Annotated in this window: 16 protein-coding genes; 6 read left to right on the top strand and 10 right to left on the bottom strand. The window is 67.4% G+C overall.

The features are described 5' to 3' along the window. The first annotated feature begins 1 nt into the window (after window position 1). The gene (gene eccCa / locus MTY59_RS07350) at window positions 2-4216 is read left to right on the top strand and encodes a type VII secretion protein EccCa (RefSeq protein WP_221045090.1); all 4215 of its coding nucleotides are present in this window, start codon (window positions 2-4) and stop codon (window positions 4214-4216) included. On the opposite strand, the gene MTY59_RS07345 is transcribed toward eccCa, so the two are convergent. Further along, window positions 4197-7052: an MMPL/RND family transporter gene (locus MTY59_RS07345; protein ID WP_415822620.1), complete on the bottom strand. Its 2856-nt coding sequence runs from the start codon at window positions 7050-7052 to the stop codon at window positions 4197-4199. The genes eccCa and MTY59_RS07345 overlap by 20 nt on opposite strands. Further along, window positions 7045-7425 carry a hypothetical protein gene (locus MTY59_RS07340; RefSeq protein ID WP_221045088.1) on the bottom strand — a complete coding sequence of 127 codons (381 nt, stop codon included), beginning with the start codon at window positions 7423-7425 and terminating at the stop codon, window positions 7045-7047. Before MTY59_RS07340 ends, MTY59_RS07345 begins: the two co-directional genes overlap by 8 nt. A gap of 133 nt (window positions 7426-7558) precedes the next feature. Between MTY59_RS07340 and MTY59_RS07335 the strand changes: the two genes are divergently transcribed. Then, on the top strand, window positions 7559-8782 hold the full coding sequence (locus MTY59_RS07335) for a sensor histidine kinase (RefSeq protein WP_221045087.1): 1224 nt from the start codon (window positions 7559-7561) through the stop codon (window positions 8780-8782). Continuing rightward, on the top strand, window positions 8775-9431 hold the full coding sequence (locus tag MTY59_RS07330) for a response regulator transcription factor (protein WP_221045086.1): 657 nt from the start codon (window positions 8775-8777) through the stop codon (window positions 9429-9431). Before MTY59_RS07335 ends, MTY59_RS07330 begins: the two co-directional genes overlap by 8 nt. 4 nt (window positions 9432-9435) lie before the next feature. On the opposite strand, the gene MTY59_RS07325 is transcribed toward MTY59_RS07330, so the two are convergent. From MTY59_RS07325 to MTY59_RS07295, 7 genes are all read right to left on the bottom strand, one after another. Then, a complete protein-coding gene (locus tag MTY59_RS07325; RefSeq protein ID WP_221045085.1) occupies window positions 9436-9696 on the bottom strand; it encodes a hypothetical protein in 261 nt (86 codons plus the stop codon). A gap of 184 nt (window positions 9697-9880) precedes the next feature. Continuing rightward, the gene (locus MTY59_RS07320) at window positions 9881-11221 is read right to left on the bottom strand and encodes an aromatic ring-hydroxylating oxygenase subunit alpha (RefSeq protein ID WP_221045084.1); all 1341 of its coding nucleotides are present in this window, start codon (window positions 11219-11221) and stop codon (window positions 9881-9883) included. A gap of 11 nt (window positions 11222-11232) precedes the next feature. Beyond that, window positions 11233-12993 (bottom strand): N-acyl-D-amino-acid deacylase family protein, encoded by a 1761-nt coding sequence (locus MTY59_RS07315; RefSeq protein ID WP_221045083.1) that lies wholly within the window; start codon window positions 12991-12993, stop codon window positions 11233-11235. Between the two features lie 129 nt (window positions 12994-13122). Further along, entirely contained in the window at window positions 13123-14259 is a 1137-nt protein-coding gene (locus MTY59_RS07310) for a phosphotransferase (RefSeq protein WP_221045082.1), read from the bottom strand. 100 nt (window positions 14260-14359) lie between these two features. Next, window positions 14360-14980: a TetR/AcrR family transcriptional regulator gene (locus tag MTY59_RS07305; protein ID WP_221045081.1), complete on the bottom strand. Its 621-nt coding sequence runs from the start codon at window positions 14978-14980 to the stop codon at window positions 14360-14362. A gap of 130 nt (window positions 14981-15110) precedes the next feature. Beyond that, window positions 15111-15554: an ATP-binding protein gene (locus MTY59_RS07300; protein WP_221046307.1), complete on the bottom strand. Its 444-nt coding sequence runs from the start codon at window positions 15552-15554 to the stop codon at window positions 15111-15113. Window positions 15555-15613: 59 nt separating this feature from the next. After that, on the bottom strand, window positions 15614-15991 hold the full coding sequence (locus MTY59_RS07295) for an STAS domain-containing protein (RefSeq protein ID WP_221045080.1): 378 nt from the start codon (window positions 15989-15991) through the stop codon (window positions 15614-15616). Window positions 15992-16349: 358 nt separating this feature from the next. Here MTY59_RS07295 and MTY59_RS07290 point away from each other — a divergent pair, with 358 nt between their 5' ends. The 3 genes from MTY59_RS07290 (at window position 16350) to MTY59_RS07280 (ending at window position 19091) form a co-directional block, all read left to right on the top strand. After that, the gene (locus tag MTY59_RS07290; protein WP_415822622.1) at window positions 16350-17489 is read left to right on the top strand and encodes a catalase family peroxidase; all 1140 of its coding nucleotides are present in this window, start codon (window positions 16350-16352) and stop codon (window positions 17487-17489) included. Window positions 17490-17545: 56 nt separating this feature from the next. Further along, window positions 17546-18058 carry a cytochrome b gene (locus tag MTY59_RS07285; protein WP_250160852.1) on the top strand — a complete coding sequence of 171 codons (513 nt, stop codon included), beginning with the start codon at window positions 17546-17548 and terminating at the stop codon, window positions 18056-18058. Between the two features lie 139 nt (window positions 18059-18197). Further along, on the top strand, window positions 18198-19091 hold the full coding sequence (locus tag MTY59_RS07280) for a fructose bisphosphate aldolase (RefSeq protein ID WP_221045078.1): 894 nt from the start codon (window positions 18198-18200) through the stop codon (window positions 19089-19091). Between the two features lies 1 nt (window position 19092). Here MTY59_RS07280 and MTY59_RS07275 read toward each other — a convergent pair whose 3' ends face one another. Further along, window positions 19093-20169, bottom strand: a complete 1077-nt coding sequence (locus tag MTY59_RS07275; protein ID WP_221045077.1) for a DUF190 domain-containing protein — start codon at window positions 20167-20169, stop codon at window positions 19093-19095. Window positions 20170-20268: the final 99 nt, after the last annotated feature.

Below are 20268 nucleotides of genomic sequence, written 5' to 3'. Positions count from 1 at the left end.
AATGTCCAAGAAAGCGTTCCCCATCAACCGCGTCAAGATCGAGCCGCCGAAACCGGTGCGGGTAGCACCCAGCGCGCCGATCGCGCTGCCGGAACGCGAGCCGCGCAACATCTGGGTGATGATCGGTGTGCCGGCGCTGATCGTGGCGCTCATCGGCACCATCGTCATGCTCTACGTCTCGGGCGTGCGCAGCCTGACCACCGGCTTCTTCCCCCTGATGGGCATCGGCGCCTTCAGCATGCTGGCCTTCTCCGGGCGCTTCGGGCGAGCCCGCAAGATCACCTGGGGCGAAATGGAAAAGGGCCGTCGACGCTACCTACGTGATCTCGACGGCAACCGCGACGAGATCCAGACCGCCGTGTGCGCGCAACGCGAGTGGCAGAACTCCGTGCACGCCGACCCCCGCGGTCTCGGCGCCATCATTGGTGGCCCGCGGATGTGGGAACGAGGGCGCAGCGACGCGGACTTCCTGGAGGTGCGGCTCGGCACCGGCGTGCAGCACGCACCGGATTCGGTGCTATCGGTGACCTGGCCCGACATCGCCTCCGATGAGGAGCTCGAGCCCGTCACCGGGCAGGCGCTCCGGGATTTCATCTTGGAGCAGCGCAAGATTCGCGACATCGCCAAGGTGGTCAACCTGCGCTCTGCGCCCGGATTCAGCTTCGTGGGCGAGGATCTGGACCGGCTCAGGTCGCTGATGCGCTCGGTGCTGTGCTCCCTGGCGGTCTTTCATAACCCACGCGACGTCAAGCTGATGGTGGTGACCCGCAACCCCGAGGTGTGGTCGTGGATTGTGTGGCTGCCGCACAATCTGCACGACGAGCTCTTCGACGCCTGCGGGTTTCGTCGCCTGGTCTTCGCCACACCCGAGGAACTCGAAGAGACCCTCGGTGCCGAGCTGCACATGAAGGGCAAACGTGGCGCCTGGACGCCGCTGGCCGCGGCAAGTCCCACCGCGATGGGCTCAGCCCTGGAAACCGGCACGGGCACGGTCGACCTCGGCCCGCACCTGGTGATCGTCGACGACAACACCGGCAGCCCCGACGCCTGGGAGAGCGTCGTCGGCCAGGTCGGCAAGGCGGGAATCACTTTGCTGCGCATCGCCTCCCGGATCGGCACCGGCGTGGGCTTCGCCGGCGACCAGGTGTTCGACCTCAGCGAACGCCACAGCTCACCCAACGGCTCGGTCAACGGTCAAGTAGCCTTGCACCGCAACGGCTCCGACGCCGACGGCGAAGACGACCGCCCGGCACCACTGCTGCGGGTTCGGAACAAGTTCTTCGCCCACGCCGACCAGCTCTCCGTGCACCGCGCCTACCGCTACGCACGGGCGATGGCCCGCTGGTCGCCGACCAGCCGCAGCGAGATCGCCGACTCCGTCAGCGGCGCAACCGAATTGCTGCGCGCCCTCGGCATCAGCGACCCTCGCGACCTGGACGTCGACCGGCTCTGGGCCGAACGCCGCGGCCGCGGCGACGAGCGCTGGTGCGAGGTCCCGGTCGGTGCCAAACCCAACGGGGAGCTGCAGAACATCACCATCCGCGCCAAGGACTTCGGCGGCTTCGGGTTCCACTCCGTCGTCATCGGCACCAGTGGCTCGGGTAAGTCGGAGTTCTTCCTGTCGTTGGTCTACGGCATCGCGCTCACTCACTCCCCGGAGACGTTCAACGTCATCTTTGTCGACATGAAGTTCGAATCGGCGGCGCAGGACATCCTCGGCATCCCGCATGTAGTGGCCGCGTTGTCGAACCTCGGGAAGGACGAACGGCACCTGGCCGAGCGGATGCGCAGGGTCATTGACGGCGAGATCAAGCAGCGCTATGAGCTGTTCACCTCCGTGGGCGCACGTGACGCCAACGACTACGAGGAGATCCGGCTCGCCGGGCGCGATCTGCCGCCGGTGCCGGTCCTGCTCGTCATCGTCGACGAGTACCTGGAACTGTTCGCCAACCACGAGAAGTGGATCAATCTCATCATCCACATCGGCCAGGAAGGGCGCGGCGCGAACGTCTTCTTCATGCTGGGCGGGCAGCGGCTGGACCTGTCCTCGCTGCAAAAGGTCAAGTCCAACATCGCCTTCCGCATCGCGCTGCGCGCCGAGTCCGGGGACGACAGCCGCGAGGTGATCGGCTCGGATGCCGCCTACCACCTGCCGTCGAAGGAAAACGGTTTCGGTCTGCTCAAGGTCGGGCCGCGCGATCTGGAGCCGTTCCGCTGCTTCTACCTGTCCGCCCCGTTCGTGGTGCCGAAGACCAAGGAGGTCGCCACCACCGTCGACATGACGCTGACCAAGCCACGGTTGTACAACTGGCAGTTCCAGCCGCTGGACGCCTCCGACGCCACCGCTTTGGAGGCCGCCGCGGCCGTCGACGCCGAGCCCGACGAATTCCTGTACTACGACGACGGTTTCAAGCGAAAGAAGATCGTCGACGTGCTGCGGGAATCGTTGCACGATGTGCCGCACCGCTCACCGCGCCGGCCGTGGTTGGAGCCGCTGGAGGAGCCCGAGTCCATCGACGCCCTCGTTGCCGGATACCGCGGCAAGCCCTGGCACGTCGACTATGGGCGCAACCCGGGCCTGATGTTCCCGGTGGGCGTCATGGACATCCCGGAAGAGTCCAAGCAGATCGTGCATGCGGTGGATGCGTTGCGCAGCAACGTGATTGTGGTGGGCGCCAAGCAGCGCGGCAAGACCACCACGCTCATGACGCTGATGTGCTCGGCGGCAACGATGTACAGCCCGTCGCGCGTGACGTTCTTCTGCATCGGCGGGGCAACCCTCGCCCAGGCCGCTTCGCTGCCCCACGTCACCGACATCGTGTCGCCGAAGGACGCCGAGGGCATCGAGCGAATCCTGAGCAGCATGGACGCCTTGATCGATGCCCGCGAGGATTCGTTCCGGCGCCTCAAGATCGACCTCGACGGCTTCCGCGAACGCCGGTTCGCGCCGGGCAGCGACGGCCTGGGCGGCACCGACGCCAACGACCCGTTCGGCGACGTCTTCGTGGTGGTCGATGACTACGACGACCTGTATTCCAAAGACACCGTGCTCGGTGACCGCATCATCTCGTTGAGCAGCCGCGGTCCCGAGTACGGGGTGCACGTGATGTGCAGTGCCGGCGGCTGGATTCACGGGCAACGGCAGAGCCTGCTGCAAAACGCCACGGCGCGAATCCAATTGCGGTTGGCCGATCCCAGCGAAAGCCAGATGGGCCACTCGTCGCTCGAATCGCGCGACGCAGCCCGGCGCACACTGAACCGGCCCGGGTTCGGTCTGACCGACAGCCTGCACGAGTTGCGCGTGGGCGTGCCGGCGCTGACCGACCCCACCACCGGTGCGACGGTCAGCATCATCGACGTCGGCGCCCGCATCGCCGACGTCGCCGGAGTGACCAAGCACGCCACCCTGCAGCGACTGCCGCAGCGGGTGGCGCTGAAGGCGATCCTGGACTACGAGGCCGCACACCCCAGCGGCGACGACCTCTCGATCAGCTTCGCCATCGGGGAGCGGCACGAACTGGGACCGGTCCCCATCAAGCTGCGCGAGAGTCCCGGATTGATGATTCTGGGACGGCAGGGCTGCGGAAAAACCATGTCGCTGGTTGCCATTGGCGAGGCGATCATGAGCCGGTTCAGTCCGGAAGAGGCGCAGCTGACGTTGATCGACCCCAAGACCGCACCGCACGGGCTGCGGGATCTGCACGGGCCCGGCTATGTCAGCGCGTACGCCTACGACCAGGACGAGATCGATGAGGTGATCACCGCGCTGGCGCAGCAGGTCCTGCTGCCCCGGTTGCCACCGAAAGGCTTGAGCCAGGAGGAATTACGCGCGCTCAAGCCGTGGGAGGGTCCGCGACACTTCGTGCTCATCGACGACATCCAGGACCTGCGTCCGGACCAGAGCTACCCGCCCAAGCCGCCGGTGGGCGCGGCGCTGTGGAAGCTGATGGAGCGCGCGCGGCAGATCGGATTGCACGTCTTCACCACGCGCAACAGCGCGAACTGGGCGACGCTGCAAATGGATCCGTGGATGCGGTTCCAGAACTCGGCGAAAGTCGCTCAGCTGTACATGGACAACGACCCGCAGAACCGGATCAACCGAAACGTCCGGGCCCAGACGCTGCCGCCGGGGCGTGGCCTGCTGGTCAGCGTCGACGGCGACGTCGAAGGCGTGCTGGTCGGGTTGCCCTCGTCGTTCATACCGCCGCAGCAGTAACCAGTCGCGGCTCTGGCGTTTTCACCGTCGGCGTGACGGCGCGGCGGGGAAGCGGGCTGGGCCACCAGAACCACCGGCCCAGCAGCGCCACGATGGACGGCACGATGAAGGCCCGTACCACCAGGGTGTCCAGCAATAACCCGACGGCGATCGTCGTGCCGATCTGGGCGATGCTGAGCACACTGCTACTGAGCAGCGCCAGCATGGTCAGCCCGAAGATGACGCCGGCGACAGTGACCACCCCGCCGGTTGCACCGAATGCCCGGATGATGCCGGTCTTCAGACCCGCCGCCGCTTCCTGTTTGATGCGCAACGCCAGCAGCAGGTTGTAGTCCGCGCCGACGGCGATCAGCGCGATGAACGCGATCGGCGCCACGGCCCAGTGCAGGTCGTGATGAAACAGGTGCTGCCAAATCAGCACGCTGGCACCGATGGCCGACGCGTAGGAGGTGACGACGGTCCCGACAACGACCAATCCCGCGACCGGGCTGCGCAACATGGCGGTGACGATCAAGAAGATCAATACCAGCGCGGCACCCACCAACAGCTCGGTATCGCCGGCGACAAAGCGCTGCAGATCGGCGGTCACCGGGCCCACCCCGGCGAGGTCGACCTCGGTCGGGGCCAGGGTGCCCTCCTTGGTGGCCTCCTTTATGGCGGCGCGCACCTGGTCCGCCCGCTTGGCGCCGTCGGCACCCCACTCTGAACCATCGCCATAGACCAACAGGTAAGCGGCGCGGCCATTCTGCGAGATCAGATGGCTGAGCGCGGTCGTGTACCGCGGATCGGTCAGCGCCCGCTGCGGCATGTAGAAGTCCGCCGCGGCGCTGCCCTGAAACTGGGTGGCGATCTCGTTCATGTAATCGGTCAACTGGCGCATTTGCGGTCCGAGCGTGTCGGACAGGCTGAGCAGGTCATGCGTGGCCGAACGTGCCTGCCCCAAGGCGTCTTTCATCGACGTGACGCTCTGCGGCAGGGTGGCCATCGCGGTTGCGGCCGTGCTCGAACCGGTGGTGAGCTTCGCGGCGCCCGAGCCCAGGCGCGTGGACGTCTGCACCAGGCTGTCGACTGGCTGCAGCACGCGGTCGACCGTCGAGCAGATCGGATTGGTGGCGCAGTCGGGGGTCCGCCCGACGAAGTCGCGCAACGGGTCGAGGTAGCCCGACACCGTCGTGACATTGCGCTGCAGCCCGTCCATCCCGGCCCGCATGTCTTCCGCGGCACCGGACATGTCCGCCAATCCTGCACTGCCACCGCGCAATCCGGTGCCCAGCCCGTCGACAGCAAGCTGGGTTTGCGCCAGCGCGCTGTCCAGTTCGGAGATCCGCTTGAGGCGCTGGGTCAGCGAATCCATGGTGTCGCCGAACTGACGGCCCAGCACACCGGCTTGGTAGCTCAACGTCGCCTGTTCGGGCACCTTGCCGTCGGGCCGGCTGGCGGACTGCACCGCCCGCACACCCGGCACGGCCATGATGTGGCGAGTGATGCGCTCGATGGCGATCAGGCCGGCCGGATTACGCAGGTCGTGGTCGGCCTGGACGGCGACGACATCGGGCAGCAGAGCGTTGGCCGCGAAATGCCGGTCGGCGCTGGCGTACCCACGGTTGGAGTCGGTGGACGACGGCGTGGCGGCGGGTTCGTTGAAGCCGACCCGCATGCTGACCAACGGCAGCGCGATCAGCAGGGTCAATGCCAGCGCGGTGACCAGGATCGGTCCGGGCCAGCGCGCCACCGTCGTTCCCACGCGACGCCAGCGACGCGCGGTGCTGGACGGCCGCGGTTCCAGGTATCCGCGGCGTATCGCCAGGCTCATCAGCGCGGGAGTCAGGGTCAGCGCGGCCACCATGGTCGCCAGAATGCCGATAGCGCAGGGCAACCCGGCACTGCGGAACGATCCCACCTTCGCGAACACCAAGCACGCCAGCGCAACCGATACGGTCAGCGCCGATCCGATGACCACGGGCGCGATGGAGCGGTAGGCCTGCTTCAGCGCCTGAGCCGGCTCGACACCGCGGCGCCGGCCTTCGTGGTAGCGGCCGACCAGGAAGATCGCATAGTCGGTTCCGGCCCCGAGCGTCATGGCCGCCATCAGCGCCACCGAAAACAGCGACACCTCAACGACATTGGACTGGCCCAGGGCGGCGACGACGGCTCGCCCCAGGGCCAGGGCGAGCCCCACCGAGATCAGCGGGATCGCCGCCGCGATCGGCGATCGGTAGACCACCAGCAACAGCAGCAGGATGAGACCGATGGTGGCGGCGGTGATTCCGAGCATCTGGCGGTCGATCGCGGAGAACTCGTCGACGATGGTGGCGCCGGGGCCCGTGACATGGACCTGCAGGCCCGACGGTGGTGAGAGCTTGTGGACGGTCCCGCGCACGGAGTCCACCGAGTCGCGCGCCTGCGCGGTGCCGAGCATGCCGGCCAGGCGCACCATCACGCTGACCGCCTTGCCGTCCGAACTCTGCGCACCGGCGGCCGTGGCCGGCTGCGACCACAGGTCGGTCACCGCATACACGTGACGCTGATCCGAACCGAGCGCTGTCGTCAGCGCATCGTAGAACCGGCGGTCCTGCGGTGTCAGCCGCTGATCACGTTCCAGCACAACGTAAACGAAGTTGTTGCTGGGCGTCTGGTCGAACAGTTGGGCGGCGCGTGCCGCTGCCACCGCGCTGGGCGCGCCGGGGGGCATGAAGGACCGGGCATGGGAGTCGACGACCCGCTCGAGTTGGGGGACCGCAAGGTTGGCGGCACCCGCGGCCAAAATCCAGAGGCCGACGATCAGGAGCGCGTACCGACCGGTCAGGCGCGCGAAGCTTCCCATTCGGTCATGCAACGGTCTGCCGATCCCCGGTGGGCCCACCGAACAGGCCCACGGCCACGTGCTCGCCGCGCGTGAGCGAGCGCACGCGCAACGACCGGCGGGCGCCGATCTTCACCAACGCGTGGAGCCCGGGCTCGGCGGCTTCCAGATCGGCGCGCACCTGTTCGGCCGGCGCGCCCTCATGAGCCGCCTGATCCAGCTTGGCCACCAGCATGGTGATCCATCGCTGGCTGAGCGAAAGCATCAGGCCCTCCTCGTCACCGAAGAGCTCGGACACCTCGGATGACTTGTCAATCAACGCAAGTGCCGCCTCGGGGTTCGTCTCGGCGGCGTTGATCACCTCGGCCATGAAGGCCATGCGGTCGTGCAGCTGTGTCCATGTCATGACTCGACGTTAGAAAACCAGCCACCCGCTGCGCGTCGTGCCGAAGTGCAGTCTTTGCCTCCTACCACGGGCGGAGGCGGGTGCCGACCGCGGGAGGATGTGACGGGGCGCCGTGCTCTTCTAGGATTGGACGATGTTGCACGCCGCAGCGAATTACCTGCGGGAGCAGCTTCGCCGACGAAGCGAACTGATTCCCGTCGGTATCACCTGGGCATCGTTTCTCGCCGTCGACGTGACCGAGGTGGGCGGTGGGGTGATCGCGATCTGGCAACGCCCCACCTCCGATCTGGCTGTCGGCCTGGCGGCGTTCGCGGTATCCATTGCACCGTCACTGCTTTTCTTCTTCTTCAACATGAAACTCAGCACGGCGGTGATGTGGGCAAGCTGGTCGAGCGCCTCGGCCATGATGCTGTTCGCCACCTCGACACCCATTCGCGCCGATTTTGCCCCGGCCTTGTTGGTGCTCATGGTCCTCGCCGTCGCTACCTTGAGCTCGATCGTGGGTGGCTTCCTGGCTGCAGCGTCGGCGGCCGCGATGTTGCTCACCGCGTCGGCGTTGCACCGCCTGGACGCGGTGGCGCTGTACCTGGGTTTCGTCGGGGCGGGGTGGCTGCTCGGTTACGTGATGCGCTCGCAGCGGCTGTTGCTGGCGAAACAGATCGAGGCGCAGGAAATGCTTGCCGAGCATGCCGCCGCCGATGAGCGGCGGCGCATCGCGCGTGAGGTGCACGACGTCATCGCCCATTCGCTCAGCATCACCCTGCTGCATGTGACCGGCGCGCGCCGCGCACTGCAGCAGGACCGCGACGTCGACGACGCGGTCGAGGCATTAGAGCAGGCCGAGCGGCTGGGCCGGCAGGCGATGGCCGATATCCGTCGTACCGTCGGATTGCTCGACAACTGGCCGACCAAGGCCACTAAAACCACACCAGAACCCGGCATCGACGACATCGCGGCGCTCGTCGAGGGTTTCCAGCGGGCCGGGCTGGCCGTCGGGCTGTGCGTCGAAGGCCCCACCGATCACGTGTCCGCTGCGCTCGGCCTCGCGCTGTACCGCATCACCCAGGAGTCGCTGGCCAACATCGCCAAGCACGCACCGGAGTCGAAAGCCGGTGTCGTGTTGGATATATCGCCGGTATCGGCGCGGCTCGCCGTCACCAATCTGCTGCCCGCGGCGGTGATGGCCGCGCAATCGGCCGAGGGGCGCGGCTTGCGCGGCATGCGCCAGCGCGTCGAGTTGCTCGGCGGGGCCATCGACGTCGGCCCCACCCGCGACGGCTGGTCGGTGTGCGCCGAAATCCCGCTGCGGGAAGGCGATACCAGCTGGTGTCCGTGGTGGCGGACCCGCCATGATTGACGCGACCCCCGAGGTCACCGTGCTGCTCGTCGACGATCAGGACCTGGTGCGGTCCGGCCTGCGCCGGATCCTGCGCCGCAAGGACGGTTTCGTCGTCGTCGCGGAATGTGCCGACGGTGACGAGGTGCCCGCGGCGGTGGCCGAGCACCTGCCCGATGTCGTGGTGATGGACCTGCGGATGCGCCGCGTCGACGGCATCGAGGCGACGCGCAGGCTGGGCGGTCGGCCGCCGGTGCTCGCGCTGACTACCTTCAACGAGGACGAGCTGTTGTCGGGGGCGCTGCGAGCCGGCGCGGCCGGCTTCGTGCTCAAGGACTCTTCGGCCGAGGAGTTGATCCGCGCGGTCCGGGCGGTCGCCAGGGGCGACAGCTATCTCGATCCCGCGGTGACCTCGCGCGTGCTCACCACGTACCGCAAGGCCGCGCCCGGGCCGCGCGGCACCGCGATCGGCGAGCTGACTACCCGCGAGCTCGACGTGCTGACGCTGATCGGGCAGGGCCTGTCGAATACCGAGATCGCCGATCAACTGTGCATCTCGGGCGTCACGGTCAAGAGTCACATCGGGCGGATCTTCGGGAAGCTCGATCTGCGCGACCGCGCCGCCGCGATCGTCTACGCGTACGACAACGGCATCGTCGCGCCGCGCTGACGGCTTAAAGGGGCGCCGACTGCTCCGTCAGATTCAGCAGCAGGTAGGCCATGCACACCAGGAAGTTCAGCACCACCATGACCAGGCCCGCGAACAGCAGCGAGCGGGTGCCGCGTTGCTTGAGCCGCTTGTAGCGCGCGGCGCGCAATTCGCGGTCGAGCCGGATCGCGATCAGCGCGAAGTTCACGTTCATCAGTTCGTGGGCGGCCAGCGGCGCGCCCTCCAGCATTTGCCGCAACCGTTCCGGTGCCGTTCGAACACCCACCCGTTCGAAGCTGTGGCACAGACGTAGCGCCCGCCGTCGGCGGAGCGTTTCATACGGCAGCCGAAGCCGCCGCGCAACTTGCCCTCGATCGTCCCCCCAGGGGTAAGACGGGGTCATCACAAGCGGGATTCTAAATCGCTCGGCGCCACTTTCGCGCTGTGAACACGAATTACATTGCGAGATATCACTCCGGCGCACCACCGCTCATTTGCTGGGACATGGGCAACTCGATGTAGCGCTCCAGGTTGCGATGCATGTTGATCACGCGTCGTTCCTCGCTGGACAACACCATGTGTGTGAAGCCGGGTTGATGCATGCCGCGTTGCAGGCCGGGAAGCACCGCGATGTCTTGCGTGAGGACCACGCCGGGCTCGGCCGCATCCGCGGCCATGCGGACGTCGGTCGGCTTGGTGCGCGGCGCGCCCGGAGGCATCCGCGTCATCAAGAACATGATCAGCTCGCCCTTGTCGGGGGAGGGGTCAGCGCCCGGCCGCGAGCACATGACGGTCAGATGGTCGGCGTTGGTCAACAGCGTCATGTTGGGAAACACGTTGTACTGGTGCAATCGGGTCATCCGATCGGTATCAGCCCAGTTGAGATCGACACCGCGGCTCGCGGCGAAGGCGCGGGTTCGGTCGGCGATCAGGTCGGCGACCGTCTGGCCGGGCCGTCGTTCGTCGGCGGGGAACGGTGTGCCCTCGGCGGCGCCCATCAGCGCCCCCTGCGTGTAGACGTAGGCGTTCCAGACCTCCTCGTCGCTCAGCGCGCCGTCGAAGCGGGGGCTCTGCACGCCATAAGGCTGATCCGACTTCCCGGTATGGCCCCAAATTCGTTGCGGCGCGTGGATATCGTCGACGCAGCCCAGGAGTTCGGGATGCAGGGTCTGGATGTGGTAGGTCTCGCTGAATCCGTCGGCGATCGTCTTCCAGTTGGCGCCGACCTCAACAGTGAGCGTGGCGTAGCAGCGGAAATCCTCCAGGTGGCACCAGGCGATGTCGTCGGGCACCGCCTCCAGGTATTCGGTCAACGACACCGCGCCCGGGTCGAGGTTGACGAAGACGAGCCCGGCCCAGGTGTCGACGCGAGCCGGTATCAGTGGAAAGTCGGACATCCGCAGCGAGCCGAAACCCTTGCGGTTGGGCACCCGTTTGAGCGCCCCGGCCAGATCCCAGGTCCACCCGTGGTAGCCACACTTGAGTTCGCGCAGGCCCGAGCCGGACCCGGTGCACAGCGAATTGCCGCGATGCCGGCAGACGTTCTGGAACGCGCGGAGCTCCCCGTCGTCGTCCCGGACGATCAGCACACCGAAAGGGCCGCAGCGGTATTCGAAATAGTCGCCGGGTGCGGCGACATGGTCGACCATGCAGGCCAGTTGCCACACCCGCGGCCACATCCGTTGCGTTTCGAGCGCGGCGAAGGCGGGTGAGTAGTAGCGCTCGGCGGGCACCAGCGTCGGGTTCTCCGGCGGGGTGCCGATCGCATCCTCGTCGCGGGTCCGCACCGGATTGCCGGCCGTCGTTGCCATCGAGCGAGTTCTCAGCGCGCTCCGCGGACCAGGCGTCCGGGGCGGGCACCGGTGTCGACGTCTTTGCGGCGGGTCACCGTTCCGCTGACGATGGTCGCGGCATAACCGCTGGCGCCCTGTAAGATTCGGTTCCCACCGGCGGGCAGGTCGAACGCCATTGCCGCCGGGTGCAGGGTCAGGGCGTCCATGTCGATGACGTTGAGGTCGGCCTTCTTGCCGGGCTCGATGGTGCCGCGGTCGGTGAGCCCGAACAGGTGGGCAGTGTCGCGGGATTGCTTGCGGATCACGTACTCCAGCGACAGCTTCTCGCCCCGGTGCCGGTCGCGCGCCCAGTGGGTGAGCAGGAACGTCGGGTAGGACGCATCACAGATCATCCCGCAGTGGGCGCCGCCGTCGGAGAGTCCGAGCACGCCCGCCGGGTGCAGCATCATTTCGCGGATCGCGTCGTGGTTGCCGTCGGCGTAGTTGAACAACGGCAGCATCAGCATGCTGGTCGCGTTGGACTCCAGCATGAGGTCATACAGCGTCGACAGCGGGTCCTCGCCGCGGGCCTTCGCGATGGCCGCGACGGTGCGGTCGGGGGTGGGCTCGTAGTCGGGCGGATTGCCGAGCACAAAGAGCCTGCCCAGCGAGTGCTGTACCAGTGCGAACATCCCGTCGAACAACAAGGTGGGGTCGGCGGGCAGGTCGTCCTCGGACAGGATTGCGGCCTTCACCGCGGGGTCGGCCAGCCGCTGAGCGAGCTCGTCGCGGCCGCACTCGGCCTTGAGCCGGCGGTAGGTGGGCCGGTGGCTGAATCCGTGATGCCCTTGGAAGCCGATCATCATGCCGAATGGCCGCGCCGCGATCTGCGGATGGAGGCGGGCGCCCGCCGCGTGCGCGTCCGCCGACAGGTCCAGCATCTCGCGCCACAGTTTCGGATCCGCGTCCACCTGGATCAGCGCGAAGGACACCGGCCGGTCGATCTCGGCGCTGAGTCGCCGCATCCAGTCCAGTTCCTTTTTGGGTCCGATGATGTCCTCGCCGGCCGCCCCTTGCGGGGCGAGCTCGAACACCGCCTGACCGCCGGCCGCCATGGCGCGCCCGAGGCCGAACAGCTCCTCCTCGGCCGCGAAGGTGCCGGGGACCGGTTCGCCGTCCATCGCGCGGTGGCCCATCGTGCGCGACGTGGAGAACCCGAGCGCCCCGGCCTCGATCGCCTCGCGAACCAGCCGGCCCATCGCCTCGATGTCCTCGGGGGTGGCCGGTTCGTTGCGTGCTCCCCGCTCGCCCATCGCGTAGGCGCGGACGGCGCCGTGCGCGACTTGGCTGCCCACGTCGACGGAGAACTTCTGCTTGCCGACCGCGTCGAGGTACTCGGGGTAGGTCTCCCAGCCCCAGGTGATGCCTTCGGTCAGCGCGGTGCCGGGGATGTCCTCGACGCCCTCCATCAGCTCGATCAGCCACTGCTCGCTGCCGGGCCGCACGGGGGCGAACCCGACGCCGCAGTTGCCGGTCACGATCGTGGTCACGCCGTGGCCGCTGGATGGCTCCAGCAGGCTGTCCCAGCTGACCTGGCCGTCGTAGTGGGTGTGGATGTCGACGAAGCCGGGTGCCACCACATGCCCTGTGGCATCAATGGTTTCGGCCGCCTCCCCGCTCATCGCGGGGCCGTCGGCGGCGCGGCGCACGACGTCGACGATCTTGCCGTACTTGATGCCGATGTCGGCCGGGTAGCGTTGCGCGCCCGTGCCGTCGACGACGGTTCCACCGATGATCTTGAGGTCGAACATGAGGCTCCTCTTCGCCGCCGCGGGCTGTCTCTGGAGGGCTGAGCCGTAAGGCGCGCAGCATTTCGCTACGGTAGGTAGCGTAACTCTTGGCGCGGCGAAGGCAATAGCCTCAGCCGAATTGGGCCGGGCCTACAGGGAGCTCTTCAGGACGGCGACGGTTTCCAGATCGTCGAGTGCCGCGACGCCTCGGCGCAGGCCTTCCATCGCGATGTCTTCGGCCTGCATCCCGCCCATGCCGGTGGTGATCAGCGGCGCGACGTAGGCGTACAGCGCCGCCTGGCGGAACCGCAGCCAGAGGTCGTCGCGGTCCAGGTCGGGGCCGCCTGACGCCACCAGCGCCCGCCGGTAGTCGTCGAGGAGCTCGCGCTGGTTGGCCCGCCGGTCTTCGGGCGTCAGGCTGGTGATCAGCGTGTAGGCCAGTTCGCGGGAGGGGTGTCCCCTGCGCACCGCCTGCCAGTCCAGCAGCCCGGCCTTTCCGCCGTGGAAGTACATGTTCCCCGGGTGAGCGTCACCGTGCATGACGGTGTGCGGGGGAGTGTCGATGAGCGCGGCGACGGCGCGGTAGTTGTCGGCGATGAACCTGCCGTTGTCCACCGGGATCGTCGTGTGTTCGGCGAGCCGCTTGATCGAGGTGTGCATCAGCGAACCGGTCAACAGCGACGTGACGTCGCCGGACGCGGTGTACAGCCAGCCCATCGGGCCGCGTCCGTTGCGCGGCAGCCGGTCCCAGAAGGTGGCGTGCAGCTCGGCCAGCAGCTCGATGATCAGGCTGGCCTGGTCGGCCGACAGCGGGTGCAGGGTGTCCGGGAACTCGCACGACTCGGCCGGCAGGTCCTCCAGGACCAGCAGGTAGCGGCCGGTCGAAGCGTCGAACGCCGTGCCGTAGCAATAGGGGACGCCGATGACCTGCGGCGCGAGCTCACGATAGAACCGCACCTCGGTCTGTCCGAGGCGCCCCAGCTCGCCGACCAGCCGGGTAGCCGCGGTCTGTGCCGCGACCTTGACGAACACCGATTCGGGGACGTTCTTGCCGGTCAGGACCAGCCGGCCCCGCGAGGACGTGCCCGCGTCCCTGCTCAGCACGCGGATCGACCGAACGGTCGTTCCCATGACCCGGGACAGGACCGCCGGGTCGATGTCGTCGACCGTCCGCGGTAGGCCGAACCGGCCGCCCACCAACGCGTCGGTGGCCACCCGACGCGCGCCACGGCCCAGGTGCGCGGCCAGGCCGAGGATAGAAAGCGCCTGTCCCACAGGAGTTTTCATGTCGATCCATCCTGATTTGCCAGCCGGCCGTGGTGCTGTGCTTTAACACCGGGGCGCAGGGCAAAACCAATTGAACGCCTGGACATCAGACAATATCCGATCATTGTCTGATCTGTGGCACCAGAGCCCGCACCACGAACTGCTCGACGAATTCTCGTTTGTCCGCGGCGGTGCGATATCGCCACGACGGAGCCAGTAAAAACAGGGTCGTGGTGTGCAACCACTGGACGATCGACCGGAAATCGACGTCGGGGTAGAGCAACCCCGCCGCTTTCCACCGGGTCAGCAGCGGACCGTAATGCCGCATCAGCAACTCCACGATGGGTTCCGAACCCTTCTCCAGCGCCGAGGCCACCGCGGTGCTCTCGGCGGCGAACAACGCTTCGTTCAGCGCGTTGCCATTCACCGATTCCACCCGGGCCAGCACCAACTCGGGCACCGATCGAACGGGGTCGTCGGGGGCGGGCAGCGTCCGCACCAACTCCGAGATCGCGTCGTCCACACGCGCCAGCATCAGGCCCAGCAGGACATCGTCGCGGCCAGGGAAATACCGGTACACCGTCGACCGTGACACCCCCGCCTCATCGGCCACCTCGCCCATCCGGAACTGGGTGTTGCCGCGCCGGACGATGCAGCGGCCCGCGGCGTCCAGGATTCGGCTGCGGGCCTCCTCGTCGTCGAGGATCGCGCGGTCGTCGCCCCATCGCCGGCTCGGTTCCATGGCGGCGATGTTACGGGATGCCTTGTGCTGCTTTGTTATCTGACGCGAGCAGAATCCAGCGCGGTTTCTGCTGTTGAAACCTATTGCAGCACAAGGCGTTAGGTAGCGAGGAGCGGGCGCGGCCGGGTGATCAGGCCTTGAAGCTGGGCCGCGTGATGTGGCTCCAGGTCAACGTGACGCGGGTGCCCTGCGCCGTGCGGTCGATGGCAACGTCGTCGGCGAGCGCCTCCATCAGCGGGATGCCGCGGCCGCGCATCTGCTGCCGGTACTGGACCGGCTTCTTCTGCCGCCACCGGCCGCGGTCGTCGACGATCACCGCCAGGGTGTCCGAGTCGCCGTCGTAGGCCGCTCGCACGTCGACCGTCCCGCGCTCCGCGGCGTCGACGTAGGCGAATTCCGCGGCATTGGCGATCGCCTCGTTCACCGCCAGCAGCAGGTCGTTGAAGCGGTCGTCGTCAAGCGAGAAATACCGTCCGAGCCACATCCCGAATTCGGCACGGGTCCGCGCAGCGCTGCGCGCGTCGGCGGCCACTCGCGTCCGCACGAAGCGGGATCGGTCATCGATGTTCGGCACGTTCCGCGGCTGATCAGAGCGCCCCATCGTCCCCAGTTGCGTCCTCATCCGGTCGAGGCTCACTCACCAGCGAGACCGCTCAGCGCACCGTCGAGGCTGCTGTAGAGCGAGAGCACGCTGTCGATTCCCATGAGTTTGATCGGCCGGCTAGTGGCCGACCCGTTGGCAACCACGGCGAACTGCGTCGGCGGCTCAATCTCCGACTGCGTGGTGACCAGGACGGTCATCCCGGCCGAGGCCAGGAAACCGACCTTGGACAGATCAACGATCAGCGCCGCGGGCTTGGTGGCCAGCGCGGTTTGAATGGCATCGGCCAGCAGCGGTGAGCTGAGCATGTCGACTTCGCCGGAGACGGTCAGCACGACCGCCTGATCTACCTGGTGTTTGCCCACTTCAAAAGCGGTTGGATCGACGATGTCGCCGGATTGTTCGCCCATGGTCTTTCACTCACATTCGGTCCCGTGTGGGACACCGCTAGCTCTCAAAAACAGCAACTGCCATACCGGAGGCTGTTGATTCAACCCCTCGGGAACACGCATGCCTACGGAGGAGACGCACCCCGTCGATCTGCACTACTGAATGCAGATACAGCTACAAGTGTTTAGCCAATGGTAGGACACGCGGCGTAACACGCTCAAAACGCTGAACGATTTCGGGCACCACGACGTAGTCCGGATGTGCGTGACGGCCGGCGCAGAAGTTGCACGGTGCATCGGCCCGTGCGTGAATTGCTTCCATCGGTTTCGTTCTCAGCCCGCACGGCGTGGCCTGCACAAACGGGAAGGACGGTGGGCCGTGGGACCCGGTGATCGCGGTGGCGAACAAGACGGTGGAGAGCGGTTTGACGACCCCCCGGAGCCCGCGCCACCGCCCTCGCAATCCGGCGCGCTGAACCGGCGCAGCGCACTGCTGGGCATGGGCGCGGTCGCCGGATTCGCCGCGGTCGACGTCGGTGGCTTCGCTTATGCCGGGGGCTGGTTGCGGCCCGGCGCGCTGACTCCGCCCCGGTTCACCGACCGCTTCGAGCACGTCTACGGCCGTCACGATGGTTTCCGGCGCAATCACGCCAAGGGCCTGAGCGCCACCGGAACGTTCGTCAGCACCGGGGCGGCGGCGGCGATCTGCCGGGCCGCGGTCTTCCGGCGCGGCAGTGTTCCGCTGATCGGCCGGTTCTCGCTGTCCGGTGGGCTGCCCGACCAGCCCGACAAACTCGACACCGTGCGCGGGCTGGGCCTGCTGTTCGACGGACCCGACGGCCGGCAGTGGCGCACCGCGATGATCAACATCCCGGTCTTCCCCGACAGCACGCCCCAAGGGTTCTACGACCGATTACTCGCATCGAAGCCGCTACCCGCCACGGGCAAACCCGACCCACAGCAGATGGCCGCGTTCCTGCAACGCCATCCCGAGACCGCCGCGGCGATGCGCATCATCAAGCAGGCCCCGCCGAGCGGGGGATTCGCCGACAGCGCGTTTCACGGCCTGAACGCCTTCCAGTTCACCAACGACGCCGGCGCGACGGTGCCGGTGCGCTGGTCGGCGATTCCCCAGCAAGGCACCGAGGTCACGGCCCCGCCGGCCAAGGACTACCTGTTCGACGGCCTCATCCGCACGCTGGCACACACGCCGCTGAGCTGGCGGCTGGTGCTTACCGTCGGTGAGCCGGGCGATCCGACCCACGACGCCACCAAACCCTGGCCGGCGGGGCGGCGGACGATCGACGCCGGCACCATCACCATCTCCGCGGTCCAGACGGAGGAGCCTGGCAACGCGCGCGACGTCAACTTCGATCCCCTGGTGCTGCCCGACGGCATCGCGGCCTCCGACGACCCGCTGCTCGCGGCGAGGTCGGCGGTGTACGCCCGTTCATTCACCCGTCGCGCCGAGGAGCCCAAAACGGCCAGCGCTGTCGACGTCCAAGCGGTCCTGCAGTGACGCCGGGTCCCGTCGCGGCGCGGTTCACCCTGCCGTCGCGCGTTCTGCACTGGCTGATGGCGCCGATGGTCATTGCGCAGCTGCTGATCGGCGTGACCATGGTCGCCGCGCTCAGCTACTACCCGCTGCTGCTGGCGATCCATCGGCCACTGGGGCTTTTGATCTTGGTATTCGCTGTCATCCGGTTGGCGAACCGGCTCACCCACCGGCCGCCGGCCTTCCTGGCCACCATGAGCAAAGCCGAACGCCGCATCGCGACATGGTCGGAATACCTGCTGTACGGCCTGCTGCTGGTGCAGCCGCTGATCGGGTGGGCCATGCTGTCGGCGGCCCGGTTCCCGATCGTTCTGACGGGGTCGCTTCACCTGCCGGGCATCGCGCCACACGACCTCGACATGTACGGGGTACTCCGGGAGTGCCACAACGTCTTCGCGCTCCTGCTCTTCCTCGCGTTTACCGCCCATGTGACGGCGGTACTCTTTCACACGCTCGTCTTGCGTGACCGGCTGCTGGACCGCATGGCGCTATGGCGCACCAAGGCCGGCGCCGGCCAGCCAGACCGGGGCTGAGACCCAAATCGCAGTCCGACGACCTGCCTGCTCGGGCTCGAAGTGGCCGAATATGATCGGCACGATTCAGACTTGAGCGCGCGGGCAGGGGGCCGGGCGTGCGGTGTCCGTGAGGGCCATGAGAAACCGGGAGAGTTCAATGTCGAACCAGCAGCAAGCGGAACGGATGACGTCGGGCAAGGGATTCATCGCGGCCCTCGACCAGAGCGGCGGTTCGACGCCCAAGGCGCTGCGCCTGTACGGCATCGAGGACAACGCGTACTCCTCCGAGAAGGAGATGTTCGACCTAATTCACCAGATGCGCTCGCGGATCATCACGTCCCCGGCCTTCACCGGTGACCGCGTGCTGGCGGCGATCCTGTTCGAGCAGACCATGGACCGCGAGATCGCGGGCAAGCCGTCGACCACCTACCTGTGGGAGACCAAGGGTGTGGTGCCCTTCCTCAAGATCGACAAGGGCCTGGCCGACACGTCCGACGACGTCCAGCTGATGAAGCCCATCCCCGGCCTCGACGAGCTGCTGGACCGCGCCGCAAATCTGGGTGTCTTCGGCACCAAGGAGCGATCGGTGATCGGCGGCGCCAACCCCAAGGGCATCGCCGCCGTCGTCGCGCAGCAGTTCGAGCTGGGTCACCAGGTCCTCTCGCACGGTCTGGTGCCCATCATCGAGCCCGAGGTCACCATCTCGATTTCGGACAAGGCCGAGGCCGAGGGCATCCTGCGCGACGAGATCACCAAGCAGCTCGACGCCGTCCCCGAGGGCGAGCGCGTCATGCTCAAGCTGAGCCTGCCCTCCGAGGTCAACTTCTACCGCCCCCTGATCGAGCACCCGAAGGTGATGCGGGTGGTCGCTCTTTCCGGCGGCTACTCCCGCGAGGAGGCCAACGACCTGCTGGCCAAGAACACCGGGTTGATCGCCAGCTTCAGCCGGGCGCTGACCGAGGGGCTGACCGCCGACCAGTCCGACGAGCAGTTCAACGCCACCCTGGACAAGGCGATCCAGTCGATCTACGACGCCTCCGTCGCCGGCTGAGCTAGTAGCGGTGCTGGGCCATGCGCGGTGGCCCGGTGTCGCCGTCGCCTTCGTCGGACACCAGAGCGGGCACCATCTCGCTGGTCACCAGGCCCTCGTCTTGGGTCAATTCGTCGATGATGGCGAAGGATTGGGCGATGTTGGCCGGGGTGTCGATCACGATGGTGACGACGGGCACCCGACGGGTCAGCGAGAACAAGCCGTCACCGTGGGGCGGGTGGTCGCCGTGAAAACCCCAGACGCCGCGCAGCACGGTCGCGCCGTCCGCGGACTTGGCCTGGCGCAGCCGCTGGGCGATTGCGCGGTGGATCGGCACACCGCCGTGGTGGGCCGACTCGGAGGTGTAGATCGTCAGCTGCTGGAACAGCGGCAAGCCGCGCTCGTCGACGCCGGGCAGGGCGTGCGGCCGCTCCAAGAACTGGCCGTCGCGCTTGCACACCCGAACCCGCTCGAGGGTGAACAGGGGCCTGCGCACCAGCTCGCCGAGTTCCGGGAGCACGCGACTGATCCGCTCACCGGATCCGACGACGACGATCACCATCGGGACGTCGGCATTGCGCCCAAAGAAGTTGGCGCGCTGGCGTTCTCCGTGTGCGACGCCGTCCACCCCGAGCAGCACCGTGGCGCCGGCGAGGCCACGCCGGTGCATCAGATCGCAGAGCGCGATGTAGGCGGGTGAGCCGTTGACGCGTTGCTTGCGGCCGACGTAGATCGTCAGCTTGACGGCGTCGCGCAGATCTTCGGGCAGCTGTGGCGTCCCGATGTGCTCGTGGAGCAGCCGGGCGCGCTCCAGGGTGACCAGACCACGCTGCTTGACGGACAGCACCGGGTCGAGCAGGGCCTCGATCTTCGCTCGCGTGTCGACCGCGATGATCGCCACCGGCGGGTCCTCGGACAACGTCAGGGACTCGTCGGTACGCAGATAATGACCGGTGCCGAACCCGCCGATGCCGCGCAGCAGGACGCCACACGCGATGCGGTGCTGTGCGTACAAGCCGAGCAGGACATCGGAGACGAAGCTGTCCCCGGTCCGCCTACGCTCGGCCAAATAGGTGGTGAGCTTCAGGCAATCGTCCATCGCCGCTCCCGTCGCCTCTCGGCGAGCCTACCGCTCGCAGACACCAAGCGCCGCAGCGGCGTTCGACGCGACCGACGTCAACGCAGCCCTTCGATCGGC

Source organism: Mycobacterium senriense, from assembly GCF_019668465.1.
Taxonomy (GTDB): domain Bacteria; phylum Actinomycetota; class Actinomycetes; order Mycobacteriales; family Mycobacteriaceae; genus Mycobacterium; species Mycobacterium senriense.
This window is presented reverse-complemented; position numbering and strand designations above follow the sequence as displayed.